Origin of the sequence: Pasteurella multocida, assembly GCF_900187275.1 — a bacterium.
Lineage (GTDB): Bacteria > Pseudomonadota > Gammaproteobacteria > Enterobacterales > Pasteurellaceae > Pasteurella > Pasteurella multocida.
Genome location: NZ_LT906458.1, coordinates 1,238,166 through 1,264,037, shown reverse-complemented (window position 1 = coordinate 1,264,037; position 25,872 = coordinate 1,238,166). Strand labels below are relative to the sequence as shown.

The following is a 25,872-nucleotide window of genomic DNA, read 5'->3' as shown; positions in this document are numbered from 1 at the left end:
TCTTGTTTTTTACTATTTATCTGTTAAAATTTGCTGTGCTTTTTTGAAAAATTCAACAAAAGTAAGTTCGGATGAAGGTAGCTGGAGAGTAGGGAATTGACCCTACGCCGACGAGGTAAACTCTTTCAGGCGCTGATTATAAGCAGGGACTGTTACTGGACGAACCCTTGGAGAGAGCCGTTATATTAAAAAGAGATAAAACGGCCGCCGAAGGCGCAAAAAGAGCGGTTAATTTTTCCGTTTTTTCAAACGCTCAGGCAAAAGGACAGGGGCAACAAGATATTCGGTTTGATGTTTACATGCATGGACTACATGCGTGCTTTTCTCTTTTTTAACTCTTCCGCAAAATGCTTTTGCCTCCTTGTAATCTGTGATTTTTTACGAGGATCTTATCATGTCATTAGAATCAACTTTATCATCAATTAATAGTTTTATTTGGGGCCCACCTCTACTGCTTTTGCTTTCTGGTACAGGGCTTTATTTAACATTCCGTTTAGGTTTTATCCAGTTTATCCAGTTGCCTCGTGCATTATCTTATCTTTTTAGAAAAGAAAAGGGCGCCGCTAAAAAAGGTGATGTGTCTTCTTTTGCGGCACTTTGTACAGCATTAGCGGCGACGATTGGTACAGGGAATATTGTTGGGGTGGCAACCGCGGTACAAGCTGGTGGACCGGGTGCGGTTTTTTGGATGTGGATTGTTGCGTTATTAGGGATGGCGACAAAATATGCAGAATGTTTGTTGGCAGTAAAATATCGTGTTCGTGATAAGCAAGGTTTTATGGCAGGTGGTCCAATGTACTACATTGAGCGTGGTCTTGGGATCAAATGGTTAGCGAAACTTTTTGCGCTATTTGGTATTTTAGTTGCATTTTTTGGCATTGGAACCTTCCCACAAATTAATGCGATTACTCATGCCATGCAGGATACCTTTAGCGTGCCAATCCCGTTAACTGCCTCCATTATTACGGCATTAGTTGCACTGATCATCCTGGGGGGCGTAAGACGTATCGCGATTGTTTCTTCTTATGTCGTGCCTTTCATGGCAGTTCTTTATGTGTTGACCTCGTTAATTATTTTAGCGATAAACTGGCAAGTGGTACCACAAGCGATTGGACTGATTATTTATAGTGCTTTTAATCCCACTGCTGCGTTAGGCGGTGCGCTAGGTTATACCGTGATGAAAGCCATTCAATCAGGTGTAGCACGTGGTATCTTCTCGAATGAATCGGGGTTAGGAAGTGCACCTATTGCCGCGGCTGCCGCACAAACCAAGGAACCCGTGCGACAAGGGCTGATTTCGATGACAGGGACGTTTTTAGACACAATTGTTGTGTGTTCTATGACTGGTATTGTGTTAGTGATCACAGGCGCATGGCAATCGACAGAGATAGCAGGTGCAGCATTAACCAATCATGCCTTTTCAACGGGATTGGGCTCTAATTTAGGCGGTACGATTGTCACCGTAGGGTTGTTGTTCTTTGCATTTACCACAATTTTAGGTTGGTGTTATTACGGTGAACGTTGTTTTGTGTATCTGGTTGGTACGAGTAAACTTAAAGCGTATCGTTTTATATTCATTGTGTTAGTTGGATGTGGCGCATTTATTCATTTAGATGTCATTTGGATTCTTGCTGATATTGTTAATGGTTTGATGGCACTGCCAAATTTAGTGGCGTTAATTGGTTTACGTCATGTCATTGTGAGTGAAACGGAAGCGTATTTTTTGCGTTTGAAATTGCAGCAAACAGATGCAGATGAAACTGCTTAATTTGTTGAAATATAAGTATAAAATGATGAGAAGGGAGACGATGGAATCCCCTCAATCATATCAACTTTGAGTGAATAATCCAGTACTAAATCACAATTTTTCTACTTAGATCATACTTTTTAATTTTTCCGTAAAAAATCGATAAAAAGACTTGAAAACTGCGTGTAAGGCGACTATGTTGTAGATAAGGATTATTTAACACAAGGGACAAAAAAGTCCCCTTTTCAACAGAGAGGTAAATGCTATGACTCTAAACATCACAAGCAAACAAATGGAAATCACTCCTGCAATCCGTGCTCACGTCGAAGATAGACTTGCTAAATTAGGTAAATGGCAAACTCAATTAATTAATCCCCACTTTATTTTAAACAAAATACCAAAAGGTTTTTCGGTTGAGGCATCGATTGGTACCCCGCTTGGCGATTTGTTTGCAAAAGCAGAGTCAGAAGATATGTATAAAGCCGTCAACGAAGTAGAAGAAAAATTAGAGCGTCAGTTAAATAAATTACAACATAAAGGCGAAGCGCGTCGTGCCGATGAACGCTTAAAAGATTCTTTCTAATCCTGTTATCCAACGTTAAAACTGCATCCTTGTGATGCAGTTTTTTTTATGCTTGATGTTAGCCCCTTGGATGGTAGCGTTCATGTAAATGTTTTAAACGCTCTTTAGCAACGTGAGTATAAATTTGTGTTGTGGATAAATCGCTGTGTCCGAGTAACATTTGTACTACACGCAAATCCGCACCATGATTTACTAAATGTGTAGCAAAAGCGTGACGCAGTACATGGGGCGATAAGCTATTGATATCAATGTCACTCAAAAGTGCATAATGTTTAATACGGTGCCAAAAGGTTTGGCGTGTCATTTGTAGCGCTCTTTTACTTGGGAAGACGACATCTGAGCTTTGTCCATGCAATAAAAAAGGACGCCCATATAGCATAAATTGACGAATCCAATAAGTTGCTTCTTCCCCAATGGGAACAATCCGTTCTTTGTTTCCTTTACCAACAACCCGTACAATCCCCTGATTAATATTTATGTTTTCAATAGTCAATGACACTAATTCAGTGACCCGTAATCCTGTTGCATAAAGCAATTCCATCATGGCTTTATCGCGTAATTCTAAGGGGATATCGACATCAGGGGAGTTCAGTAAATCAGTAACTTGTTGTTCCGTTAGGTATTTAGGCAAGCGGCTAGGTAATTTGGGAGAACTTAATACCGCACTGGGATCATCTGTGCGGTATTTTTCGCGGTATAAGTATTGAAATAATTTTCGCATTGCACTGAGTAGGCGAGCTGTGCTGGTGGCTTTGTAGCCTTGGTTTAAGCGTTCACCTAGAAATGTTTGTAAGTCGATGGCATCCAGATTGATAAGCGTTAATTGTTGTTTTTCTAGCCATTGAATGAGTGCAGTCAAATCTAAGCGATAAGAGGCAATCGTATTTTGCGAGAGTTGCTTTTCGATCCAAATTTCATTTAGAAAAAGCTCAATTAACGCGGAATCTTTCATGTTTAGCACCGTTTAAGTAAAAAGGCATCGACTTTACGTGGAATCACGACGAATGCCAAAGCTGCGACACTTGTCATCGCAAGGAACGTAATTGTGGGAGAAACAGGGTATAACAAGCCAGATAAGGCTGTTAATAATGCGACTGCGGCACAACCTGAAATCCCATTATACAGCCCTTGTAATTTAGCAATATGCTGAATAGGCTGGGTCGTAAAATAACGAATAATGGCATAGTGACTGACCGCATAAGTCAAACTGTGTAAGGTTTGAATTAAGGTTAAGCTCCAAACTTCTGTCGCGATGCTCAACGCCGCCCAACGAATTACCGTTGCAATCGCAGAGAGGTAAAATAACGCACTGACTTTCCATGTGCGGAAGAGCTTTGTTGAAAAGAAAAAGAGCAACATTTCCGCGATCACACTTAAGCCCCACAGTAAACTGGTTGTTTGCACTGAAATCCCCAAGCTCGTCCAATAGAGGACACTGTAAGCATAGTAAGTGGCATGAGAACCTTGAATTAAGGAGATCGCGATAATCAAACGTAAAGTTGTTTGATTTTTTAGTAACGCTTTAAATGTAATGTTATTTTCAACCGCACTTTGTTGATCTGTCGGCGCAGGCATAGGTGTTGTCATTTGTAGCACTGCATAGAGGGCTAAAAGTGCGGTTAAAATCCAAACAATATTGTGTTCGCCAATGAAACCAATTACATAACCAAATACGACTACGCCGACGACAAAAGCAAAGGAACCAATTAAGCGTGCTTTGCCATAATCGAGATTGATTTGTTGTTGCCAGATGCTGGCTAACGTATCACTGATTGGCATACCTGCCGCATTGACCATTGCAAACAAGGCAATGGCAATAAATAGTAACCAAAAGTTTTGGGTCATCAAACTCATGCTGAAGACAATCAAACAGCTTATCCAAGCCAGATAACGTAGGGCATAAATTAATTGTGAGGCTTTTTTCACTAAACTGGAAAAGAAGATACCACCGATAAAGCGAAAGACATAAGAACTGGCAATCACTAAACCTATTAACTCTTCCCCATAGGCTTGTGATTTTAGCCAGACAGGAAAGAAAGGCACGAACACGCCATAAGCACAAAAATACCCAAAGAAGCTTAAAGCAAGCCAGTTAAATGCTGAAATTTTCATTAAAACAATTTTTCCATTTGTTGAGAACGTTCGACACAAGCTTGCATCGCCTGCTGGACGATATGTTGTAACTGTTGTTGATTCAATACCTGCAATGCTGCCGCCGTTGTACCACCTTTTGACGTGACATTTTCACGCAATGTTGCAATCGGTAAGTCAGGATTTTCCATCACCATTTTTGCCGCGCCTAAAGCGGATTGTTGCACTAATAAGCGAGCGGTGTCTTCATCCATATTCATTTGACACAATGCCTGTTGCATTGCCTCCATAAATAAGAAAAAATACGCCGGACTACTGCCTGAGCCTGCGGTAATGGTGTGCATATCTGCTTCTTGAGTTACCCAACAGGTTTTTCCCACCGCATTGAGCAAATCTTGTGTGAATTGTTTGTATTCAGCTTTCAAGCTGTCCTGTGCGAATAGGCCTGACATACCTTCTGCCACTAACGCAGGCGTATTAGGCATCACGCGTACAATTTGCTTTGCGGTGGGCAAACGTGATTGTAATTTTGTTACTGAAACCCCTGCTGCAATTGAAATCACTAATTTTTGGCTAAAATCGACCGCACTTAATCCTTGGCAAACTGCGGCAATCATTTGCGGTTTGACGGCGAGCAGTAAAACCTCTGATTTTTCCACCGCATCTTGTGTATCTGTCTGACTTGTTTCAACAGTATTTACCCCTTTTTCAGCGAAACATTGACGTTTTGCCGCATTTGGGTCGCTGACAGTGATTTGATTAGCCGGGTAGCCTTGTTTGAGTAAACCAAAAATAATGGCTTGTGCCATATTCCCGCCACCGATAAAGCAAATTGATTTCGCTTGCATATTTTTCTCTCGAACTACGTTACAATACTGAATTATTTTGTCGTAAATACGACATAAGTTGCTTATTCTACCTTAAAAAAGAAGGAACAAACTATGGTTTGGTTTAAAAACCTCATGATTTATCGTCTCACAAAAGCATTGGATTGGACGGCAGATAGCCTACAAACTGCATTACAACAATGTGAGTATCATCCTTGTCAACAATCAGACATGAGTAAATTTGGGTGGACAAATCCCCTGCGTGGCACTGAGATGTTACATTTTTCGGTGGGAAAACAGATTTTATTATTGGCACATAAAGAAGAAAAGATCTTGCCTGCCCACGTCGTAAAAGCAGAATTGGAGCAACGTATTGAACAGCTTGAGCAAAAAGAAAATCGCAAGTTAAAGAAAGTCGAAAAGCAAGCATTAAAAGATGATGTAGTATCGATGTTGTTACCTCGTGCTTTTAGCAAAAATCAACAAACAGCATTATGGATTGATACTGAAAATCAGCTCATTTATGTGGATGCTGCCTCATCTAAACGGGCGGAAGATGCTTTGGCGTTATTGCGAAAGTCTTTAGGATCTTTGCCAGTGGTGCCATTAAGTTTTGCTAACGAACCGAGCGTTATCATGACTGATTGGATTAATAAAGATCAGACACCCGCTTGGTTGATGCCATTGGAAGAGGCAGAATTAACCGGCAGTCAAGACAGTGGCATTATTCGTTGCAAGCAACAAAATTTAGAATCGGATGAAATTCAAACCTTACTCAATGCTGGAAAGTTTATTACGAAGTTATCTTTAGCATGGGAAGAACGTTTGTCTTTTATTCTCAATGAAGATTGCACGTTAAAACGCTTGAAATTTGCGGATCAACTGCGTGAAAAAAATGACGATATTTTAAAAGAAGATTATGCGCAACGTTTTGATGCAGATTTTGTGTTAATGACAGGCGTATTAACTCAATTAACAGCAAATTTATTAGAGGAATTTGGTGGAGAAAAAGCGCGTTTATAGCATGATGCCTCTTGCGGCAAACGCCTTGTTTGATGATCAAAATTAGGCTGTTAGAGAATGTTTTTTGTGCTAATTTAGCGCTGATGATGCGTTGCATCAGTCAATGTGTTTATAAGTGAATTTGTCGTAAACAGAAGATGAAGGAGTGAATGATGAATACCGTGTCACAAGCCATTGCTTTTCTAAAAACGCAAAAATGGGTGGATTTATCACATCCAGTGAATCCTGCGATCCCTTATTTTCCTGCTTTTAAACCGCTTGAAACAAAAACTTTGTTCACGGTTGAAAATGATGGATTTTTCTCTAACCAATATACTTTAGTCAGTCAATACGGTACGCATCTTGACGCGCCTATTCATTTTGCACCAAATACACGCTATTTAGAGGACATTCCTGTGGCGGAATTGGTATTGCCTTTATATGTGATTCATAAAGAGCAAGCCGTGAGTGAAAACCCGGATTACAGGTTGTCGGTTGAGGATATTTTGGCGTTTGAAGCCGAACATGGCAAAATCGCAGAAGGCAGTTTTGTGGCATTTGCTAGTGGCTGGTCGTCCAGATGGCATGATCATACAGCCTTCTATAATCGTGATGAAACAGGGCAGGCTCATACACCGGGTTGGTCGTTGGAGGCATTGAAATTTTTGCATGAACAGCGGAATGTGACTGCGATTGGGCACGAAACCTTAGATACGGACAGCGCGCTAGATTTTGCTAAAAATAATGATTTAGTGGGCGAGCGCTATTGGTTATCACAAAATAAATTTCAAGTGGAAGTGTTAACCAATTTAGCAGAGTTACCTGCAACTGGCGCGGCTATTTTTATTGGTGTACCGAAAATCCAGCATGCGCCGGGTTTTAATGCCAGAGTATTTGCTGTGATAGCAAGCGAATAGATACCAATATGAACAAAAAGCCCGTGTTGATTTTCTCATCACGGGCTTTGCTTTATTTGGTCTTGTTATTTTTTATAAATATAACTGCCATCGGCTTGGCGAATGAATTTAGCACCATTTTCTAATCGGAGCTCGTTAACTCGCCCTTGACTATTCACGGAAATTTGCACTTTATCGCCAGCTTTGAAGTTACTCAGTGCATTACCTGCCCCCGACGCTTTTGTCATCGCATTGACATCCGCAATATTTAAATTATGGTTACGGAATACTTGCATTAAGCTGACACCCTGTGGAATCGTTAAGGTTTTGCTATTACTTACTTTCGCTGGATTAGCGTCTACAACGGGAGCAACCTTTTTCTCCACCTTCGCTTTTTCAGTATGCGTTGGTTTCTCTGGGACTTTGGCTTTTTCTACCACTTTAGGTTTTTCTACTGTTTTAGGTTTTTCAGTCACTACTTTTTCATTCGTGACTTTTTCATTCGCGACTTTTTCTACAGCGCTTGGTTTGTCTGCGTCAGCCGCCCCCATTTTAGGTGCCACCGGTTGTTCCACTTTTGTAGGTGCTATTGCCGTTGGCGTGCTCTCTGTCCCACTGGCAGAGGATGTGGGTTGAGTTTCTGAGTTGACCGCGCTTGTCACGGTATTATCTTGTGTTGCACTTGCGCTGTTGTCTGCAGGCTGATTTAAGTTATCTAAAATCGTATTTTCAACAGTTTGACCTTTTTCTAACGGCTGAAATTGAATAGGCACGGCTTGACTGTTTTGTTGCTCAAACGATTGGACCGTTTGTGAACTTGGTTTGAGGGCAAAGAAAATAATTAATAATAAAATCAGACCAAATAACGCGACAAATAAACGGCGATGACGTTGTGGCAGAATTTGTAGGAACGGCCAAGTTTCTGGGTTTTTCCAGTTTACTGCTGGCGCAACAACAGCAGCGCCCATATCTTCTGAGGTTGGCTGTTCGCTAGTCAGTTCATCGGCATTTAAATCAGTTTGTGTATTTGATGAAGAGGTGGCTTCATTAAATGCAGGGGCTTGACGCGTTGTCTTTAATGACGCGTCATGTGATGTTTTTTTAGCAAAAACACCTTTTACGCTATCAAAAAAAGAGGGCGTCGGTTTAGCCATTTTTTTGGGCGTAATTGGCTCAACTTGGCTAAATTCTAAATCCAGTTCGCTTTGTTCTGGATTATGTTGATTTTCTGGAGTGTGTTTTTCTGAATCCACGATAGTACCTCGATTCTAAATAGCTAGCTTACTGATATACACTGAAAGTGCGGTCAAAATTTAGGTTATTCTAAAGGATATTTGTTGATTTTCCTATGCTGTATATAGGGTTTTATTCGGTTCTTTGGCAATTTCTCGTGCAAGTTTCGGTACTAAATAACCCGATGTGAGGCTTTGTAATTCTTTGTAAATATTTAAGGCGCGGTTATCGTCCAGATAGAAATGGCTTGCGCCTTCGACTTTATCTAACAAATGCAGGTAATAAGGAAGAATATTGGTGGCAAATAATTTATCACCTAATTGCTTTAGGATATGTGCATTGTCATTGATCCCTTTGAGCAGAACTGCTTGATTTAAGAGTAACACGCCAACCTCTCTTAGTTTGTTTATGGCTTGTGCAAAAAAGGCATCAATTTCGTTGGGATGATTGATATGCGTCACAAGTACGGTTTGAAAACGACTTTCTGCGAGGGTTTGGCAAAGATCGGCAGTAATGCGTTGCGGGATCACTACCGGTAAGCGCGTATGAATACGTAAGCGCTGTAAGTGCGGTATGTTTTCTAGATTTTTTATCAACCAATCTAGCTCATGATCTTTTGCCATTAAAGGATCCCCACCAGAAAAAATCACTTCTTCTATTTCTGGATGATTTGCAATGTAGTCAAGCGCTTTTTGCCAATTCGCTTTATTTCCTTTGTTATCTGCATAAGGAAAATGGCGACGAAAACAATAACGGCAATTTACCGCGCAACCACCTTTGACCATGAGTAATAAACGATTATGGTATTTATGTAACACGCTTGGCACGACAGCATCTTGCTCTTCCAGTGGATCTTTACTGAAGCCTTCAACCTGTAAAAACTCATCACGAAAACTCATGACTTGTAAAAAAAGCGGATCTTGTGGGTTGCCTTTTTGCATTTTTTCAATGAAAGGCAGGGGAACTCTGAGCGGAAATAAACGGCGTGCCTCTAAGTCTTGTTCAACATTTTCAGTCGGTAAATTGAGGGTTTCCAATAAGATTTTTGGGTCGGATATGGCATTGGCTAAGTGATCTGTCCAACTTTGTTCTTCTCTAATGGCTATGTTTTGAGTTAAAATATGCACTTTTGAAAACAATCTCTTTATAACTTGAGGATAATATGGCTACATATACTACCAGTGATTTCAAACCAGGTCTAAAATTTATGCAGGACGGCGAGCCTTGTGTGATCGTTGAAAATGAATTTGTGAAACCCGGCAAAGGTCAAGCATTCACTCGTACGCGTATTCGTAAATTAATTTCTGGCAAAGTATTAGATGTTAACTTTAAATCTGGTACCTCTGTTGAAGCGGCGGATGTTATGGACTTAAACTTAACTTACTCCTACAAAGATGATGCCTTCTGGTATTTTATGCACCCAGAAACATTTGAACAATACTCCGCGGATGCAAAAGCTATTGGTGATGCAGAAAAATGGTTATTAGACCAAGCTGATTGTATCGTGACATTATGGAATGGTGCACCAATCAGCGTTACCCCACCAAACTTTGTCGAGTTAGAAATCATCGATACAGATCCAGGCTTAAAAGGGGATACTGCGGGTACAGGTGGTAAACCAGCGACATTAAGCACCGGTGCAGTAGTAAAAGTGCCATTATTCGTACAAATTGGTGAAGTGATCAAAGTCGATACTCGCTCAGGTGAATATGTTTCACGTGTGAAATAATCACAAAATTGTGTTGAAAAAGGCGAACCTTGTGTTCGCCTTTCATTTTTAAACTTGATATTTACTTTTATCACCGATATCAAAATGCAGTGGCATTTGCCACTTTTTGAATGCTAATACAAAAAAAAGCAGTGCGACAATTAGCGACATCACTTGAGTGAAAAGCGGACTATTGAGCTGAACTGCACCCCAAAGTAGTGCGACAAAAAAGGGTTGTGCATTCAATAAAAATACACGGAAACAAAAATATTCTTTGTAACATAATCCGCCTAAGGTGACCAACGCCCCGCCTAGCGCCAGCGCCTCAAAACCGAGCGCTTGGCAAATCAATGCCACCCAAGTTGCCAGTTGTAAGATAAGGCGAAACGATTTCATATAAATATGCAAGCTTGATGCACAAAGTGTTGCAGCAATGAGTAAACCCAGATGAGCGATGTCCGCTTTGTAAGGTAACAATAGTGTCATGATGCCTGCTAAAACAAAGCCTGAACGGTATAAAATCACCGTGAGATAATCCCAAATATCCATCGGCGATTGAATATGTGGATCAGCCATAAGTTACTCCTTTCCTGTTAAAAAACGCACCTGTTGCTGCTCATTGACTTCGAGAATAGACGCAGTATCGCCCCAATCGCCGAGCACAATGCGGGTAAAGTGCGGTGGAATATGATGAATATGTTGACGATGCGTGTGCCCGTGAATGATTTTTTTAACGCCAAATTGGGCAAAAGTCTGTAACACAAAGTCAGGATTGACATCCATTATTTCCTCAGACTTCCTTTTTTTATCGGCTTTACTGCGTGTTCGAATTTTCTCTGCGATCTTTAACCGCACTTTTAGTGGAAGATGTAGAAATAGCCACTGACGCCATTTTTGATGTACTTTTTTTCGGTATTGTTGATAGGCAACATCATCAATACACAGTGTATCGCCATGACAAAGTAAAACAGACTCACCATATAATGTAATCCGTTGATAAGTGGGTAATAATGTCATACCACAGGCTGCGGCAAAGCGTTTGCCAATCAGAAAATCACGATTACCATGTTGGAAGTAACATTTTACGCCTTGTGCACTCAGGGCGTGAATCTGTTGCTGGACGGTGTGAATTAACGCAGATTCTTCATCATCACCGATCCAAAAATCAAATAAATCGCCCAAAATGTAAAGTGCCTCAGCCTGTGGGGCAAGCTGTTGCATAAAATCACAAAAGAGGTGAGTTAAATGAGGGCGATTTTCACTGAGATGTAAATCAGCAATAAAATAGGTCTTTTTCATCTGTTTTATACATGTCTTTTTTATTTAGAGTAGCACATTTTTTATGTTGATTTATACACATATTCCGGCAATTTCGCTATACTTAGCCAAATATTTCAAGGAATAGCATTATGTTAAAATTATTACGTACAATCGTTATTGTTTTTTGTTGTCTCTTAATTTGTGTGTTGGGGTCAATTTACTCCTTTATCCGCTTTCGTAATCCAAGCAATGTGGGCATTATGGCGCGTTGGTTTGGGCGTCTTCATCCTCTCTTTGGCTTAACCGTAGAGCATCGTTTCCCTAAAAATGTCGATAAATTCGGGCGCTGTATTTATATTGGTAATCACCAGAATAATTATGACATGGTCACGATTTCTTATATGGTGCAACCAAGAACAGTGAGTGTGGGTAAGAAAAGTTTAATTTGGATACCTTTTTTTGGACTGTTGTATTGGGTTACTGGCAATATTCTGATTGATCGTGAAAATCGTACTAAAGCGCACGGCACGATGAACGAAGTTGCTCGCCGTATTCATGATGATGACCTATCGGTGTGGATGTTCCCAGAAGGGACGCGTAGTCGAGGACGTGGCTTATTGCCTTTTAAAACGGGGGCATTTTATGCGGCGATTGCGGCAGGTGTACCGATTGTTCCAGTAGTATGCTCAACGACACAAGGCAAGATCGATTTAAATCGTTGGGATAATGGCAAAGTGATTTGTGAAATGTTAGAACCGATAGATGTTTCTGCTTATGATAAAGAAAATGTGCGTGAACTAGCAGCACATTGCCATCAGCTCATGGCACAACGTATTGCTGAACTTGATGCTGAAATAGCACAACAGAGTAAATAAAGAATGGATAATCCGGCGCGTCGACAGTTTTTCAAAACCAGTTTAATTGCCACGGCACTTTCAGCCTTGCCATCCTCTCTATTGGCTGCAACACGCCAAGCCTTACGTATTCCTCCCTTATTGGAAACCCGACGTGGTAAGCCAATTTTTTTAAGTCTGGATAGTGTTCAGTATCCATTAGAGATGGGTAAAACTGTCGAGGTGTGGGGATTTAATGGACATTATTTAGGACCAACGATTAAAATTCGTAAAGGTGACTTTGCTAAGTTAAATTATCGCAATAATTTACCACAAGGCGTATCCATGTCGATTCAAGGTTTGCAGGCGAGTGGCGAATTACTTGGCGGTGTGGGACGCGTTTTGCAACCTAAAGAAACTTGGTCACCGATTATTCCAATTACTCAAGCGGCATCTACCTGTTGGTATCATTCAGTATCTCTCGCTAATTCAGCTTATCAAACCTATCGCGGCTTAGCGGGGATGTGGATTATTGAAGACGAACAGAGTTTGAAATCCGGCTTACCGCATAAATATGGTGTGAATGATATTCCTTTGATTTTGCAAGATATGCGTTTAAATAATCAGGGATTGCAATTATTTCAACCAAATCAGACCGCACTTTTTGGTAATCGTTTATTTGTGAATGGGCAAGAGGCGCCTTATGTGAATGTGCCACGAGGTTGGGTGCGATTACGTTTAGTGAATGCCTCATTGTCACGCCACTATGAACTGCGTTTAGATGATGAGCGCGAAATGCGTTTGATCGCCTCAGATCAAGGTTTCTTACCACAAGCTAAGGTCTTGAAATCCATAGTGTTGGCGCCAAGTGAACGAAGTGAATTGTTAATTGATTTAAATGAAGGTGAGAGTGTGCGTTTGATTGCCGGTGAAAAACGGGATTTCTTACATGTTTTTACTTCACTTTTCGCTGATGAAAATGAATTAGTCGACAATACCGTGTTAGAGCTTCGTCCTGAAGGACTTGCCTCGGTTTTTTCTAAACAAGCTGAGCCACAATTTAACACAGATGCTGTGGCGAATTTGAGTAATAAAGTAGTACAAGAACGCCAATTTCATTTTGATGTGAATACGGGCATGGTGAATGATAAACACTTTGATCCGAAACGGGTGACTAATGCTAAATTAAATACAACGGAGCGTTGGACGTTAACCGCAAATGGCATCATGGGCTTTCGTATTCAAGGGGCGAAATTTCTTATCGAGAGTATCAATGACACCCTAGTAGAACAAAGTGAAGTTGCATGGAAGGACAGTGTGCTGATTAACGGCAAAGTCCAAATTTTAGTAAAATTTGAACATATGTCATCGAATAATCATCCTTTCCTGTTTGGCTCCGCTAATTTAATGTTGGCAGATAAAGGCTGTATCAGGCTATTGGTTGTGCAATAACAGGTATAACAGGTATAACAAAAAGGCGCGGTATCATCATCCGCGCCTTTTTGTTTGTGTATTAAGGGGCTTTTCTTAAAAAAAGACGTAGTACTACCATGGCATACATCATACTCGGTAAGGCAAACATTAACGCATAAAACAGCAGCGCTAAACTCTGTTCCCATAATGACATAGGCTCGCGGAATGTCTCATTGAACAGGAAGCAAGATAACATAGTTAGAGTATAAAAGAAGCTGATTGTACCTGAGAAAAACGCGATCTGAAGCAGATTACGTTGATGAAACTGATAATACACACAAACCAAAGAAAATAAAAAAGCTGGCACCGTGGTTAGAATAAAAACATCCGTTAGACCTTTGAGATGGAAGGCATTAAAAAAAGGCAAAAAGAGTGAAAAAATACACTGCGTAATGAGTGGAAAAAGGAGTAAGGTTTTTTTATTCGCCATGCTAGTTGTCCTTTAAAAACACAGAGAATATGGCGCCGATCGACAGGGCGCCATGTAGATTGATTAACGCTTCGATTTTTTAATAAACTTCATTAAGCGTTTGCGTTTGCGTAATTGATTTGGTGTCAATTTATTCCGTTTACCTGCAAATGGGTTATTTCCTTCTTGGAATAATAAGCGGATTGGCGAACCAATAATTTTCAAACTACGACGATAGTAATTGGATAAATAACGTTTATATGAATCGGGTAATTTATCCATTTGGTTACCATGCACCACAATAATGGGTGGATTATAACCGCCCGGGTGTGCGTATTTTAATTTAATTCGACGACCACCCATCATCGGCGGCTGATGCTCATCCGTTGCCATTTGTAAAATACGGGTTAACATGGATGTGGTCATTTTTTGTGTCGCACAGGCATAGGCTTCTTTAATCGAATCAAACAGGTTGCCGACGCCGCTACCGTGTAGAGCAGAAATAAAATGCACTCGAGCGAAATCAATGAAATCTAAACGGCGATCCAGTTCAGATTTGACTTGATCTTTAATGTCTTGATTTAAACCATCCCATTTATTCACTACGATGACCAATGAACGCCCTGCATTGAGTATAAAACCCAGTAAAGATAAGTCTTGATCTGACACGCCTTCACGCGCATCAATAGTTAATAACACCACATTGGCATCTTGAATCGCTTGTAAGGTTTTGATGACCGAAAATTTTTCCACTGCTAAATGGACTTTACCCCGTTTACGTACCCCTGCGGTGTCAATGATGGTGTAATGCTGACCATCGCGTTCCATCGGGATATAAATACTGTCACGCGTTGTCCCCGGTAAGTCATACACGACCACGCGATCTTCACCTAAAATGCGATTTGTTAAGGTCGATTTACCCACATTTGGACGCCCAACAATGGCGATTTTGATATTTTTATCTTGTGCTTCCAGTTCTTCCGCAATGGCGTCATCTAACAAGGCGGTATCTTCTTCATTAGCAAAGTCGAAGTCGTGATCCCACTCGTCTTGTTCGCCGGTTTCAGAAACATCGGTATTTTCTACCGCACTTTGTTCAGGACTTTCGGCATTCATTTTTTCCGCAATCGGTGCCAGTACTTGTTCCATTAAGGCAGAAACGCCACGACCTTGCGAGGCAGCAATTTGTTCGACTTCACCTAAACCTAATTGATAGAACTCGGCGCAATGGGAGTCCGCATCAATGCCATCGGTTTTATTGGCAACGACTACCGTGATTTTGTTTTGGCGTTGGCGTAAATAGTTTGCGATACCAATATCCGCAGAGGTTAAGCCTGCACGCGCATCCACTAAAAACAGCACCACATCGGCTTCTTCAATGGCAAGCAAGGATTGCTCCGCCATTTTTTCTTCCACGCCTTCTTCTGTACCATCAATACCACCAGTATCGATCACAATAAAATCATAACCTGCGATATTGGCTTGACCATATTTACGGTCGCGCGTTAAGCCGGGAAAATCCGCCACCAACGCATCACGCGTACGGGTTAGACGATTAAATAATGTTGATTTTCCCACATTTGGGCGACCAACAAGAGCCACTACAGGCGTTGTCATAAAAAACCTCTTATTCAGTATTTCTGCCTATGGGTTCATAGCGCAGTCAAAAATGGCATCATTATAGCGGATTTTGTCAAAGATGAGAAATGTACAAGAAATCGGCTTAAATAGCCAACTTGAGCAAGCTGATGCCTGAGAAACAAAAAGCCACTTTTTAAAAGTGGCTTTTTGTTGAAATTCGTTGGCGGAACGGACGGGACTCGAACCCGCGACCCCCTGCGTGACAGGCAGGTATTCTAACCAGCTGAACTACCGCTCCGTAGTAGAATAAAATTGGCGGAATGGACGGGACTCGAACCCGCGACCCCCTGCGTGACAGGCAGGTATTCTAACCAGCTGAACTACCACTCCGCACAGGTGAGGCGTATATTAATGATCAAGCCGCTTTTCGTCAACTTTTTTTTTCATATTTGCCCTCAGCTGCTCAATCAATGAACGAATTTATTAATGTGTTTTCAATTCCGCTAAACGCTTTTCCCATAAGCAATTGCCTTTGCTCTTTTTATTAAGTAAGAGGAGGTAATCGAGATGGGCTTGTAGTTCATCGGCATTGGGTTGCAGGCGTTTTAAGTCTTGTGAAAAAGCCACCGCACTTTGGATTTGTTCTTGGACGGCGACAACAGCAATTTCTGGTTCATTTTCATCAAATAGGCTGGTTTGTCCCCCTGTCATCGTGAGGTACACATCCGCTAAGATCTCCGCATCCAGTAACGCACCGTGTAGGGTTCGCTTGCTGTTATCAATACCTAAACGATCACAAAGTGCATCTAAGCTATTACGTTTACCGGGGTACATTTGGCGTGCCATTTGTAAGGTATCCGTTACCATACAAATTTCATCAGTATTGATGTTTAAGTTTAGCTTTTTAAATTCATAATCCATAAAGCCCACGTCGAAGGGCGCATTATGGATCAGCAATTCAGCCCCTTGAATATAATCAATAAATTGCTGTGCGACCTCATTAAACATGGGTTTATCCGCCAACATTTCATCGGTGATACCGTGTACTTTGATCGCATCGGGATCGACGGGGCGATTTGGTTTGATATAAATATGGAAATTATTGCCCGTGAGGCGTCGATTGATCATCTCAACAGCCCCGATTTCAATAATACAATGCCCTTCATAATGTGCACCAAATTGGTTCATCCCCGTAGTTTCGGTATCCAGTACAATTTGGCGAGTCGGTTGATTCACTGGGGTCATTTTCTTTCTATCTCTTTCAGTTAATTTCGGTTATGATCTTGGTTTAGTGAAGAATTGTAACAAAGATTATGCAAAAACAAATTGAAATTTTTACGGATGGTTCCTGTTTAGGCAATCCCGGACCGGGTGGGATCGGCGTATTGTTACGTTATAAGCAACATGAAAAACAGATTTCAGCAGGTTATTTTTTAACAACTAATAACCGTATGGAATTGCGTGCGGTGATTGAAGCCTTAAATACTCTCAAAGAGCCTTGCTCAGTGACGTTACACAGTGATAGCCAATATATGAAAAATGGCATCACCAAATGGATCTTTAATTGGAAAAAAAATAACTGGAAAGCCAGCACCGGCAAGCCCGTTAAGAACCAAGATTTATGGATACAGCTCGATCAAGCTATCCAACGTCACCACATCAATTGGCAATGGGTCAAAGGGCATTCTGGACACATTGAAAATGAAATCTGCGATCAACTCGCTAAAGCGGGCGCAGAAAATCCCACTTTAGAGGATGTGGGCTATCAACCTGAATAAAACGTTTTCAAAAATGACCGCACTTTTCGGTTATTTTTCTTGTCAAAAAACGCACGTTCCCCACTAAAACAAACTCTGCCGCTCGGTTAAAAACTCGGGCTTGGGTTTCACTTCAAAACCATATTCTGCCAAATAGGCTTTCAATTGCTCAATGTTGTAGAAAGAGTGGCTTTTCGTGGTATTTTGAAAATAGATATACAACTGGTCAAATTCGTTTCTATACTGATTTAGCAGATTGGCTAAATTTTGCAATTCCGTGTCATTGTAACGGTAATCGTGTCGTTCCTGTGCCGATTGCGCTTGCCACCAATTCGGATTGCGACCGTGCAAGCGTAAATATGCCGTACGTTGATTCGCATAAAATTGAAAAGCAGGCAAACCAATATTTTGCGGATAATCCACATTGCACCAAATCAGCTTTTCTTTACCTCGAAAATAGTCCAACACAGATTGGTTATGCCAACTCGGATGGCGAAATTCAATGGCTAACACTTCCTCTTGAAACCAAGAAACGAGTTCAGCAAGATAATAACGATTGGCAGGTGTTCGTTCAAAGTTTATCGGAAACTGAATAAATAAATTCGCTAAGCAATCCTGATCTTTTAACGGTTGTAATGCGGCTAAAAAGGCTCTTGCATCTTCTTTTGTGGCGGTACGTTTATGACTAAAATCTTGATGCAATTTCACCGAAAACTGCAACCGCCCTTGCGCCTTTTCCACCATCCCTAGCAACGATTTCGCACCAATCGGCGCATGAAAGGTGCTGTTGATTTCAATCGCATCATAGTGTTGGCTATAAACTGCCAAAAACTCGCTTTTATCTGTGCCAAAAGGATACAGCGTCCCGATTAAATCTGTGTCGCTATAACCGCCTGTGCCGAGGTAAATATGGGGTGTGTGCATTGCTTTTTGTTGAAAGTGAAAAATGGGGTTAGTTTAGAGGGAATTGGGGAAAAGGCAAGGGAAGAGTTTGTGAGTAATCTATTAATAGAAATGGATGGCGCTCGCCTTTGACGAGCGTCATCGGATCAGGAAGACCACACTTTAGAAAATGAAGCACTTCTAGATAAAGGGGCGACTTGAGGCACTTTGATTTTTACTTTCATCGGAAAAGGAAAATCAACCCCAAGTAAAAGGGCCTCTCCTTGCCCGAGTACAGGTAAAAAAGCAGCTGAGCGATTATCGATGGAGCCAACTGCTTTCTTTACAATTTCCTGATCTTTCTCATTAGTTAATCGATGAACAATCAATGTCCCAATTTGACTTAAAACATCTTCTGGAATATCTCTTGGTCGCTGTGTTGCCATCACTAGATTTAAACCATATTTTCTCCCTTCTTTTGCAATATCTCCAAAAGCGGTAAGATTCATTTTGCTGATGTCATCACCAATAGATTTATTTAAAAATTGATGAGATTCATCAATAAAAACAAGCAATGGATTTTCATAGCTAATATCACCTTTGCGAGCACAATCTAATAATTTACGACCGATGGTATTAACTAATATTTCCCTTGCATTTTCTTCAAATGGAACAAAAGATAGATCAAACCGTATTATTGGATCTGTTTGATTTTTGCATAGATTATCTATGATATCAGGTATCTTAGTCAGCTTCGGATCGCTATCTAACATCCATTTTAAGTGAGGATTATTTTGCATAGCCTTAATGCGAGAAATTAGATTTAGACAATATCCAATATCATTATCCGCTCTTTTTCCCCATTTAGTGGGATCTGGAGTTTGATATGTCCCTCCTGTTGGATATACACATTCTTGAATGATCTGCTCTGCCAATGCATGGAATGTCCATGGAATATCTGAAAAAGGGGACGTTATTGATTGTATTATATCTTCGAATGGCTTTTTAAGTTTCTCCAATTTCTCTAAATTCACTTGATTTTGTATAGACAGAGCATATTTAGTTTTCATTTCTGGATTTCTGTTGAGGTAGTGCACTATTTTCAAACTTCTAATAGCTTCTTCTAATTTTGGTGCTTGGCTTCCAGCAGATGGTCTTAATAAAGCTCTTATATCTGAATCAGTAAACATCCAATGCGGGTATGTCACTTTATTTTTGTCATCCTCTTTAGTTTGAGGATGTTCTCCCACATAATAGCTTTCACAAAGTAAATTTTCATATTCTCCTGTTGCATCTAATAATAATATTTTTCCTCTATTTTCTTTTACATTATTAATTATATTTGCCATCGTATAGCTTTTCCCTCCGCCAGTAGAACCTAAAATAGCACAATGGCGAGCAAATAATTTTTCGGGAGTAAGATGAATTGTAATAGATGAATCATTAGGAATTTCAGCAATTGGTAGTTGTAATTCATTATTATCACTAGCTAATTTCCCTTCTGCTAAAAGAGAAACTAAATTTGGATGAGCAGAATAAATTTGAGCGCCTAATTTAGGGTATTGTCTAATTCCTCTATGATTAAATCCTGTTTCTACATCAACACTAACCAATAGTTGAACTAAGCCAATAGGGTTATTATTAGCATAATTTTCATCTAAATTATCAACGCTAAGACGTTCACCATTTTCTAACCATACTCGAATCATTCTTCCTAAAATAGATGTTTGCCCACAATCAATAAAAATAAACTCATTAACCTCTCCAATGGGAATACGGTTTCCCAATAGCCATACTTGTTCTCCCGTTCCGGCTTTAGTAAGGTTTATTTTTGCTTCAGTTGCAGATATTTCAATTAAACTTCCTATGCGTCTTTTTAAATCATATGGTGAAAACCATTCATTACTCATTTATTTTCTCCCGTATTAAATTTTTGGAAGAACTGAAGAATTTGTTCTTCTGGCGTAGGTTTATTTCTTTCTGGTAATTGTTCTACGAATGTAGCAAAATCACAGTCTATTAATGTGATTCTTGAATCGCCAGCTGCAACTGCTTTTTTCAGTAATTCTCGAATATCTTTATTAAAAGAGCCTTTTTCATCAAAAAACGAACGAGTACTCACCATGAGTAGTAATTCTGGATTTGTACGCAGTGCCATTGTAATCGCATTATTTATATGTTTATCATTAAAACCAAATCCAAGACATAAAATTGCTGTTTTAGGTTTTTGGACTGCTTCTAAAAAGCTGGACATCATATCTAGGTAGGGAGATTCATAAGAGGTTTGATATTTAGTACTACTTGGATAAATAATGACTGGTTCTCCTTCTTGAGAATCCGAAATTCTTTTTTGAATACCTTGCTCTGTTCTCAACCAATCTACAGAACCATGGATTTTATAAAGATGGAAGACATTGGGAAGATAAGAATTTGCTTTATCTGAAGCTTGAGTTTTATGCACAATATCATAATGAAACCATGCGGGGTTAAAGCGATATGGTCTACCGTATTCAAAACCATCGATTACAATCATTCCAGTGTTAGATGCTGCGGTTTCAAATGCTAAATCATAGTTAGTAGTGAATAGTTTTAAGCGCTTTTGTTTAGGTTGCCTTTTTCCTAAGACCCTTAGTAGTTTGTTATGATGTTCCCAGTTTTTGGGGTCTGAGATTTTTCCTGTGAAGTTAGTTTGTTTTAGTATTTCTAACTTCGCGTCTTTAATAAATTTTTTTAGTTGCTGTAATCGATGAGTAGATAAATTTTGTAAAGACAAAAAAGTATCACAGCGTGACAGCAAAAGCTCAATATCCTTTGAAATATGTTCTTGCCCTTGTTTATCAGTCCATTTTTCAGCAAAATCATTGTAATTTGTATATGTCTCAATCTCATTAAAAACTCTAGCATTTTTCTCTTTGCAATAATCCCACAGGTCAGCCATACTTGGAGCGGGGTGATTTTGTGAAGTATTGAATGTCAAAGAAGTGCCTGAACCAGCTAAAACAATAATATTTTCAGCGTCTAAAATTTTATTAAGTGATATTTGAAGTACGTTTTTATATTCTTGGAGTTTGTCTGGATCTTTTATAGTACTTAAATTGATAGGAGCCTTATTTGGAATATCTGTAGAAAGAAATGTGATTTTTATAGATTCTTCGGTTTCTTTTTGTTCTGGTTGCATATTATTTCTCCTTATTTTTTTATTAATATAATGTTTATTTTATATTTATTTGGCATAATTCCTCGCGCGAAAAATAGCCTTCCAATTCTTTACACTGTCGATCTCATTGATGGCGAGTGCTATAGATGCAATACTAAACTACACTATACTTCATCAACCGCACAAATTGAAATATTGCACTTGCCAGCAATCTCTCGAATACACTCTTCCTCAAAAGAGAAAATCATAAATAAACAGCTGTCATTGCCGTTCCAATAATTACAAAGGGTATAATTTTGTGGGGCAAGTGCTTGTTGAACGTAAGGGTAGAGTGCATCATTATAGGTTTCTTCGGGGCATTGGATCTTGATTTTATTGGTCAGCATACTATTGACCGCATATTCCAATTCTTCCGCATCGAATTTCCAATCAGTCAATTTAGAAAGGGCTTGTTGTTCGAGAATATCTGCCAAACTCAGGCTTGGGTAACTTTTCCCATCCACAACAAATGCATTTTCATCCCAGTCGAAATACTCATCATAATATTGGTGTTCAGGATCTTCTGGCAAAATCCCTTTTTCTTGCCAATACACATACTCATCAGCCCATTCCCCCTGCTCTTCAAAAAGGGATGTAATATCGTCGATATATTGATCGATAAATTCATCATCGACTAATGATAGGCGTAAAAATTCCGTGAGATCTTGTTTTAATTCTGAGTTCATTTTGTGTTTTAGTGAAAATAAATGAGCTATTAAAGCATTATACTGTGAAAGTGTTTATATTTAGTTTATTAAATATTAGGTATAGGCTCTATTAATCCTCTAGTTCTCCATCTATTTCCGTTAACAAAATCCTCAAAATTAAACTTATTTCCTAAGTTCAGATTATCAGCATGATCTGTCACAATAATTTGAGGAGAAAAACCAAATTCATTTTTTAATTCATCACAGTATATGGCTAGTTGCTTAAATAAATTCTCTACGGATTTAATATCTTCATCAAAAGTTTCAGGATTGTGTTCCAATTCTTTAATCATATTTTGATTAAATTCTTGACTCTTATCAAATTTAAAGTTAGGAAAATATACTTGAGTTGGTTGATCTAAAAATAGAAGAGAGGGAATTGAACAATTTATTCCTTTATGGTCTAGTTCTATAAAATATCGATGTAGAGCAAGAAATAGTGTAATATGACAATATAACCAGTTGGCACCACTCCCCATGGTTCTTAAATAAATATTTCCTTTTTTATTGTCTTGATGAAATAAATCAAAGCTATCTAGAGAAAATTTTAGATTTATTGGTTGGTAGCTCGTTTCGAAATCAAATTTTGAACCAATTTCCTTCATGATTATATTAATTCTGCTATTTGCTTCAATAACTCTATTTTCAATATTGTATAATTTTAATTTTTGCTTTATATCTTCAAGCTCATTTTGATATGTTTCTTTTTCACTTGTATCTATCTTTTTGAAGGATGATAACATATCTAATAAGAAAAATATTTCTATTTTTTTCATTAATACTTGTTCATTAAAGCTAATCTTATCAGATAGTTCTTTGTTTTTTGTTCTTATATCTAATATCTCACGATTTAATTTTTTTATAATGTTACTTTTATTTGTTATTTCCTCTTTTGTTTTATTTAATGATATTTCTAATTCAGAAGTAATCCCATTACTAAACTGAAAATCTTCTGATAAAATTTTAATTGCTTGTTCAAGCTGTTTAGCTCTTTCTGTTAGCTTATTATTGTCGGAGTAACAGAGCGGACAAACTGTTTTAGCAATAGTTATACTTTCTGGGAAATAAGAACGTTCAATGTTTTTAGAAAACTCTTCCCTGTCCTCTAGGGTTTTTTCTATAGCTGTTTTTCTTCTTTGTAGTTCTCTAAGTTTTGAAATTTCGCTATCTCTTTCTTTTATTAATTTATTATAATGTATATTTAAATTATCTGATGTGTGGTTTATATTCTGAGCTAGAATGGTATTGTCTAATTTTATTTTTGAATTAATTGGATCTGAAATAACCTCATCAATAGATAATATTTTTTCATCAACTCCAATAACTGAATAAAAAATCTTTAATCTTTCTTTTAATTCATACTTTTTTCCTTCTAGGTTTTTACTGAGTATATTATTTTCTCTAATTATCCTTCTTATTTCCATTTCGATTTTTTCTTTACGTTGCGATAGAATATAAAATTCTTGATCAACAAATCCAAGAAATATTTTCATGTGGGATATGACCTGTTCTCTTTTCTCCTTTTCATCAAATCTATAAAAAATAGCATGCTTATTAGCTATTAAATTTTGATGTTGTAAAATTAATGACATAAAGCTACGAATAGATGGGGTGGGCGATTTTTTTCCTCTGTATTCTACAGTGATAGCAGACTCATCAACATCATTAATATCAATAAATATTTCATTGAGTTTATTCTTATAATTATTAAGTGATAAGAAATGATTATTATCAAAGTAATTAGATCCTAACTTATCGGAAGGATTGCTATTTTCAATCTTAAAAAAGCACTTACTAGAGTTGGCTTCTCTACCTAACACAAAAAATAACTGATTAATTTGTAAGACAAGATAATATAATGTTGCTGACTCTGTTATAACTCCTTTAGGTATGTTACTTTTAGAACTGGCGAAACAATAATCAAAAATTTCAATTAGTGCACTTTTCCCTGTTGATGATTTTCCTGTTATTACATTTAATCCTTCTTTTAATTTTACTCTATGTAAATAATCTCTAATATCTACAATTCCAATTTCATGAATTAATGTTTTCATCATTTTACTCCTAAATTAAAATAGATTTCTCCTACGGAATAATCTTTTAATAAGTCGCCTAATTTTTTAGGGAAAGGCTCAATTTCAATATCTACTTCATTAGTATATAAAGATAGTTTTTCTGAATCAAAGTATAGCCAATCATTAGCTAGGCAAAACTGAATGCTTTCTGATGTTAACTCTCTGAAATAATTAACCCGTTCTTGTAGATCATAAAGCTCTTTCTTATCTTGAAAGATAGTATATAAAGTACTTCTAGATGTTATCTTCTTTTTAGAATAAGTAGGATGGGTGCAAAGTGGAATAATTAAAGGAGATAATAGTAAGTTATTATTGTAAGGCTCTAAGCTTTTATAAAAACTATAAATATATTTAGCATATTTAAAAGGATTATATTTTATGAAATATAAGGCATTGATAGTATTCATTTTAAGCAATCCCATTTTAGTCCTTGTAAACTATCATCCATTGCATGGTGTAGCAATCCATTTTTATACGCTAGATGCGGGGTACCTTGATCTTTCATACTAGAAGGGGGAGTTCCTATTACCTTATCGTATAAATCTTTTGGGTTGTGTTTATTACGACTCGCAGTAGAGAATCGACTTTTGAACATAGATATTAATTGTCTTTGATAATCATTAGTCATATTTTGGTATATAGGAGAGTTATCTAAATCAAGCATTAATGAATTGACAACTTCTAACCAATTACCAATAGCTTCTGGCAATACATCTTCATAGTCGATATCTAGGATTTTTGTTACAAATAATTTAGTTTTATTTTTATCAATTTCATCTTCTGATGCAGATTGACCAGTAAAATTAGGGAAAGTAAATGTTTTTTGAGCATAGGTAGATGTAAGATGGATAAGAATCTCCTTGAATCTTTCGTATTTTATTTCCCAACAAGCACTTTTTGACTCTCCATATAGGTAGCCAACCAACGCATTTAAATAACAAGATAAATTATTGTCAGGTATTCCTTTTAATTCGCGTTTAATTTTTTCTATTAATTCATATCCATTATCTGCGATTGTATACAAATAAATTTTTCCGAGTATTTTTCTTAGTAATTGCTCGTCAGAAGAAATAATTTCTTTTTGTATATTTGCTACTTCTGATGTACTCGATTCATTTTTAGAACAGATTTTACGGATCAGCTCGAGTCTTTCTTCAATATCTATAGTATTCCAATTTTTGAGGGTAGATGAAACACCAAAAGGTTGTGTTGTGTGTAATATTAAGTAGCCATATTTAGCTTGGTTAAACTCGGGTTGTAGCCAATTTTTTAATGTTTTCCAGAAGTTTAGATGATTATCAGTTAAACTATCTGAGTAATTTTTTATCTCCATTTGTAGTGATGATGAATCATTTTGTCCAACTAAACTTACATCGCCATCTTTTTCAAAAAAGATACTCTCTCCTTCTTTTAATTTAAAACATTTATCTAAGCCAACCAATACTTGATAGTGGAAGGCTAGAGCTGTAATCAAGGCTGAGTTTTTTGTTTTTCCACACATAATAAATACCATTTTTAGAGAATCTTAAATTTGGTAGATATACACCTTAATATTATTAAATATCATAGAGTAACAATGTTATTTTATGAGTCCTGATAGAGATTCTTCTTT

General features: G+C 38.2%; 25 protein-coding genes, 2 tRNA genes and 1 riboswitch. Of the genes, 8 read left to right on the top strand and 19 right to left on the bottom strand.

Annotated elements, in window-relative coordinates; all coding sequences use genetic code 11:
• Positions 1-157: 157 nt before the first annotated feature.
• A riboswitch (glycine riboswitch) is annotated at positions 158-279 on the top strand.
• Positions 280-394: 115 nt separating this feature from the next.
• Together CKV69_RS05855 and raiA are read left to right on the top strand one after the other, a co-directional pair.
• The gene (locus CKV69_RS05855) at positions 395-1,768 is read left to right on the top strand and encodes an alanine/glycine:cation symporter family protein (RefSeq protein ID WP_014326297.1); all 1,374 of its coding nucleotides are present in this window, start codon (positions 395-397) and stop codon (positions 1,766-1,768) included.
• Positions 1,769-2,012: 244 nt separating this feature from the next.
• Positions 2,013-2,330 (top strand): ribosome-associated translation inhibitor RaiA, encoded by a 318-nt coding sequence (raiA, locus tag CKV69_RS05850; protein ID WP_005722573.1) that lies wholly within the window; start codon positions 2,013-2,015, stop codon positions 2,328-2,330.
• Between the two features lie 58 nt (positions 2,331-2,388).
• On the opposite strand, the gene xerD is transcribed toward raiA, so the two are convergent.
• From xerD to proC, 3 genes are read right to left on the bottom strand one after another with little or no spacing between them, the layout of a single operon-like run.
• Positions 2,389-3,282: a site-specific tyrosine recombinase XerD gene (gene xerD / locus CKV69_RS05845; RefSeq protein ID WP_010906477.1), complete on the bottom strand. Its 894-nt coding sequence runs from the start codon at positions 3,280-3,282 to the stop codon at positions 2,389-2,391.
• A 2-nt stretch (positions 3,283-3,284) separates the two neighbouring features.
• Positions 3,285-4,442, bottom strand: coding sequence for a 3-phenylpropionate MFS transporter (locus CKV69_RS05840; RefSeq protein ID WP_014326296.1), 1,158 nt, complete (start codon positions 4,440-4,442; stop codon positions 3,285-3,287).
• Positions 4,442-5,269, bottom strand: coding sequence for a pyrroline-5-carboxylate reductase (gene proC, locus CKV69_RS05835; protein ID WP_014326295.1), 828 nt, complete (start codon positions 5,267-5,269; stop codon positions 4,442-4,444). Before proC ends, CKV69_RS05840 begins: the two co-directional genes overlap by 1 nt.
• Positions 5,270-5,362: 93 nt before the next feature.
• On the opposite strand from proC, the gene rdgC reads away from it, so the two are divergent.
• Entirely contained in the window at positions 5,363-6,271 is a 909-nt protein-coding gene (gene rdgC / locus CKV69_RS05830; RefSeq protein WP_014326294.1) for a recombination-associated protein RdgC, read from the top strand.
• A 152-nt stretch (positions 6,272-6,423) separates the two neighbouring features.
• Positions 6,424-7,167: a cyclase family protein gene (locus CKV69_RS05825; protein ID WP_016504397.1), complete on the top strand. Its 744-nt coding sequence runs from the start codon at positions 6,424-6,426 to the stop codon at positions 7,165-7,167.
• A gap of 65 nt (positions 7,168-7,232) precedes the next feature.
• Here the strand turns inward: CKV69_RS05825 and oapA are convergent, their stop codons facing one another.
• Complete coding sequence (oapA, locus tag CKV69_RS05820) at positions 7,233-8,399, bottom strand: opacity-associated protein OapA (RefSeq protein WP_014326292.1); 1,167 nt, start codon at positions 8,397-8,399, stop codon at positions 7,233-7,235.
• A gap of 93 nt (positions 8,400-8,492) precedes the next feature.
• Positions 8,493-9,506: an EF-P beta-lysylation protein EpmB gene (gene epmB, locus CKV69_RS05815; RefSeq protein WP_025248501.1), complete on the bottom strand. Its 1,014-nt coding sequence runs from the start codon at positions 9,504-9,506 to the stop codon at positions 8,493-8,495.
• Positions 9,507-9,541: 35 nt separating this feature from the next.
• On the opposite strand from epmB, the gene efp reads away from it, so the two are divergent.
• Positions 9,542-10,108 carry an elongation factor P gene (efp, locus tag CKV69_RS05810; protein WP_005719907.1) on the top strand — a complete coding sequence of 189 codons (567 nt, stop codon included), beginning with the start codon at positions 9,542-9,544 and terminating at the stop codon, positions 10,106-10,108.
• A gap of 48 nt (positions 10,109-10,156) precedes the next feature.
• On the opposite strand, the gene CKV69_RS05805 is transcribed toward efp, so the two are convergent.
• Both CKV69_RS05805 and lpxH read right to left on the bottom strand, forming a co-directional pair.
• Positions 10,157-10,663: a DUF2301 domain-containing membrane protein gene (locus tag CKV69_RS05805; protein ID WP_005753379.1), complete on the bottom strand. Its 507-nt coding sequence runs from the start codon at positions 10,661-10,663 to the stop codon at positions 10,157-10,159.
• Positions 10,664-10,666: 3 nt separating this feature from the next.
• Positions 10,667-11,386 carry a UDP-2,3-diacylglucosamine diphosphatase gene (gene lpxH / locus CKV69_RS05800; RefSeq protein ID WP_014326290.1) on the bottom strand — a complete coding sequence of 240 codons (720 nt, stop codon included), beginning with the start codon at positions 11,384-11,386 and terminating at the stop codon, positions 10,667-10,669.
• Positions 11,387-11,496: 110 nt separating this feature from the next.
• Between lpxH and CKV69_RS05795 the strand changes: the two genes are divergently transcribed.
• Both CKV69_RS05795 and CKV69_RS05790 read left to right on the top strand, forming a co-directional pair.
• Positions 11,497-12,222 carry a 1-acylglycerol-3-phosphate O-acyltransferase gene (locus tag CKV69_RS05795; protein ID WP_005722594.1) on the top strand — a complete coding sequence of 242 codons (726 nt, stop codon included), beginning with the start codon at positions 11,497-11,499 and terminating at the stop codon, positions 12,220-12,222.
• A 3-nt stretch (positions 12,223-12,225) separates the two neighbouring features.
• Positions 12,226-13,632 (top strand): multicopper oxidase domain-containing protein, encoded by a 1,407-nt coding sequence (locus tag CKV69_RS05790; protein WP_014326289.1) that lies wholly within the window; start codon positions 12,226-12,228, stop codon positions 13,630-13,632.
• 61 nt (positions 13,633-13,693) lie between these two features.
• Here the strand turns inward: CKV69_RS05790 and CKV69_RS05785 are convergent, their stop codons facing one another.
• The 5 genes from CKV69_RS05785 to dnaQ all read right to left on the bottom strand — a co-directional run bounded on the left by CKV69_RS05785 (position 13,694) and on the right by dnaQ (position 16,888).
• Positions 13,694-14,083 carry a hypothetical protein gene (locus tag CKV69_RS05785; protein ID WP_014326288.1) on the bottom strand — a complete coding sequence of 130 codons (390 nt, stop codon included), beginning with the start codon at positions 14,081-14,083 and terminating at the stop codon, positions 13,694-13,696.
• 63 nt (positions 14,084-14,146) lie between these two features.
• Entirely contained in the window at positions 14,147-15,679 is a 1,533-nt protein-coding gene (gene der, locus CKV69_RS05780; RefSeq protein ID WP_014326287.1) for a ribosome biogenesis GTPase Der, read from the bottom strand.
• 185 nt (positions 15,680-15,864) lie between these two features.
• Positions 15,865-15,941: transfer RNA gene (locus tag CKV69_RS05775), tRNA-Asp, on the bottom strand.
• Between the two features lie 15 nt (positions 15,942-15,956).
• A tRNA-Asp gene (locus CKV69_RS05770) sits at positions 15,957-16,033 on the bottom strand.
• A gap of 93 nt (positions 16,034-16,126) precedes the next feature.
• The gene (gene dnaQ / locus CKV69_RS05765) at positions 16,127-16,888 is read right to left on the bottom strand and encodes a DNA polymerase III subunit epsilon (RefSeq protein WP_014326286.1); all 762 of its coding nucleotides are present in this window, start codon (positions 16,886-16,888) and stop codon (positions 16,127-16,129) included.
• Between the two features lie 68 nt (positions 16,889-16,956).
• On the opposite strand from dnaQ, the gene rnhA reads away from it, so the two are divergent.
• The gene (gene rnhA, locus CKV69_RS05760) at positions 16,957-17,421 is read left to right on the top strand and encodes a ribonuclease HI (RefSeq protein WP_014326285.1); all 465 of its coding nucleotides are present in this window, start codon (positions 16,957-16,959) and stop codon (positions 17,419-17,421) included.
• A 63-nt stretch (positions 17,422-17,484) separates the two neighbouring features.
• On the opposite strand, the gene CKV69_RS05755 is transcribed toward rnhA, so the two are convergent.
• From CKV69_RS05755 to CKV69_RS05725, 7 genes are all read right to left on the bottom strand, one after another.
• Positions 17,485-18,324, bottom strand: coding sequence for a DUF72 domain-containing protein (locus CKV69_RS05755; RefSeq protein WP_014326284.1), 840 nt, complete (start codon positions 18,322-18,324; stop codon positions 17,485-17,487).
• Positions 18,325-18,449: 125 nt separating this feature from the next.
• Positions 18,450-20,192, bottom strand: a complete 1,743-nt coding sequence (locus CKV69_RS05750) for an ATP-binding protein (RefSeq protein WP_014326283.1) — start codon at positions 20,190-20,192, stop codon at positions 18,450-18,452.
• Positions 20,189-21,460: an SIR2 family protein gene (locus tag CKV69_RS05745; RefSeq protein ID WP_014326282.1), complete on the bottom strand. Its 1,272-nt coding sequence runs from the start codon at positions 21,458-21,460 to the stop codon at positions 20,189-20,191. Before CKV69_RS05745 ends, CKV69_RS05750 begins: the two co-directional genes overlap by 4 nt.
• 143 nt (positions 21,461-21,603) lie before the next feature.
• Positions 21,604-22,164, bottom strand: coding sequence for a DUF6630 family protein (locus tag CKV69_RS05740; protein WP_014326281.1), 561 nt, complete (start codon positions 22,162-22,164; stop codon positions 21,604-21,606).
• 68 nt (positions 22,165-22,232) lie between these two features.
• Entirely contained in the window at positions 22,233-24,242 is a 2,010-nt protein-coding gene (locus CKV69_RS05735; RefSeq protein WP_223251341.1) for a DUF3732 domain-containing protein, read from the bottom strand.
• Complete coding sequence (locus CKV69_RS05730; RefSeq protein WP_014326279.1) at positions 24,239-24,667, bottom strand: three component ABC system middle component; 429 nt, start codon at positions 24,665-24,667, stop codon at positions 24,239-24,241. Before CKV69_RS05730 ends, CKV69_RS05735 begins: the two co-directional genes overlap by 4 nt.
• The gene (locus CKV69_RS05725; protein ID WP_014326278.1) at positions 24,664-25,761 is read right to left on the bottom strand and encodes a hypothetical protein; all 1,098 of its coding nucleotides are present in this window, start codon (positions 25,759-25,761) and stop codon (positions 24,664-24,666) included. The genes CKV69_RS05730 and CKV69_RS05725 overlap by 4 nt, the downstream gene beginning before the upstream one ends.
• Positions 25,762-25,872: the final 111 nt, after the last annotated feature.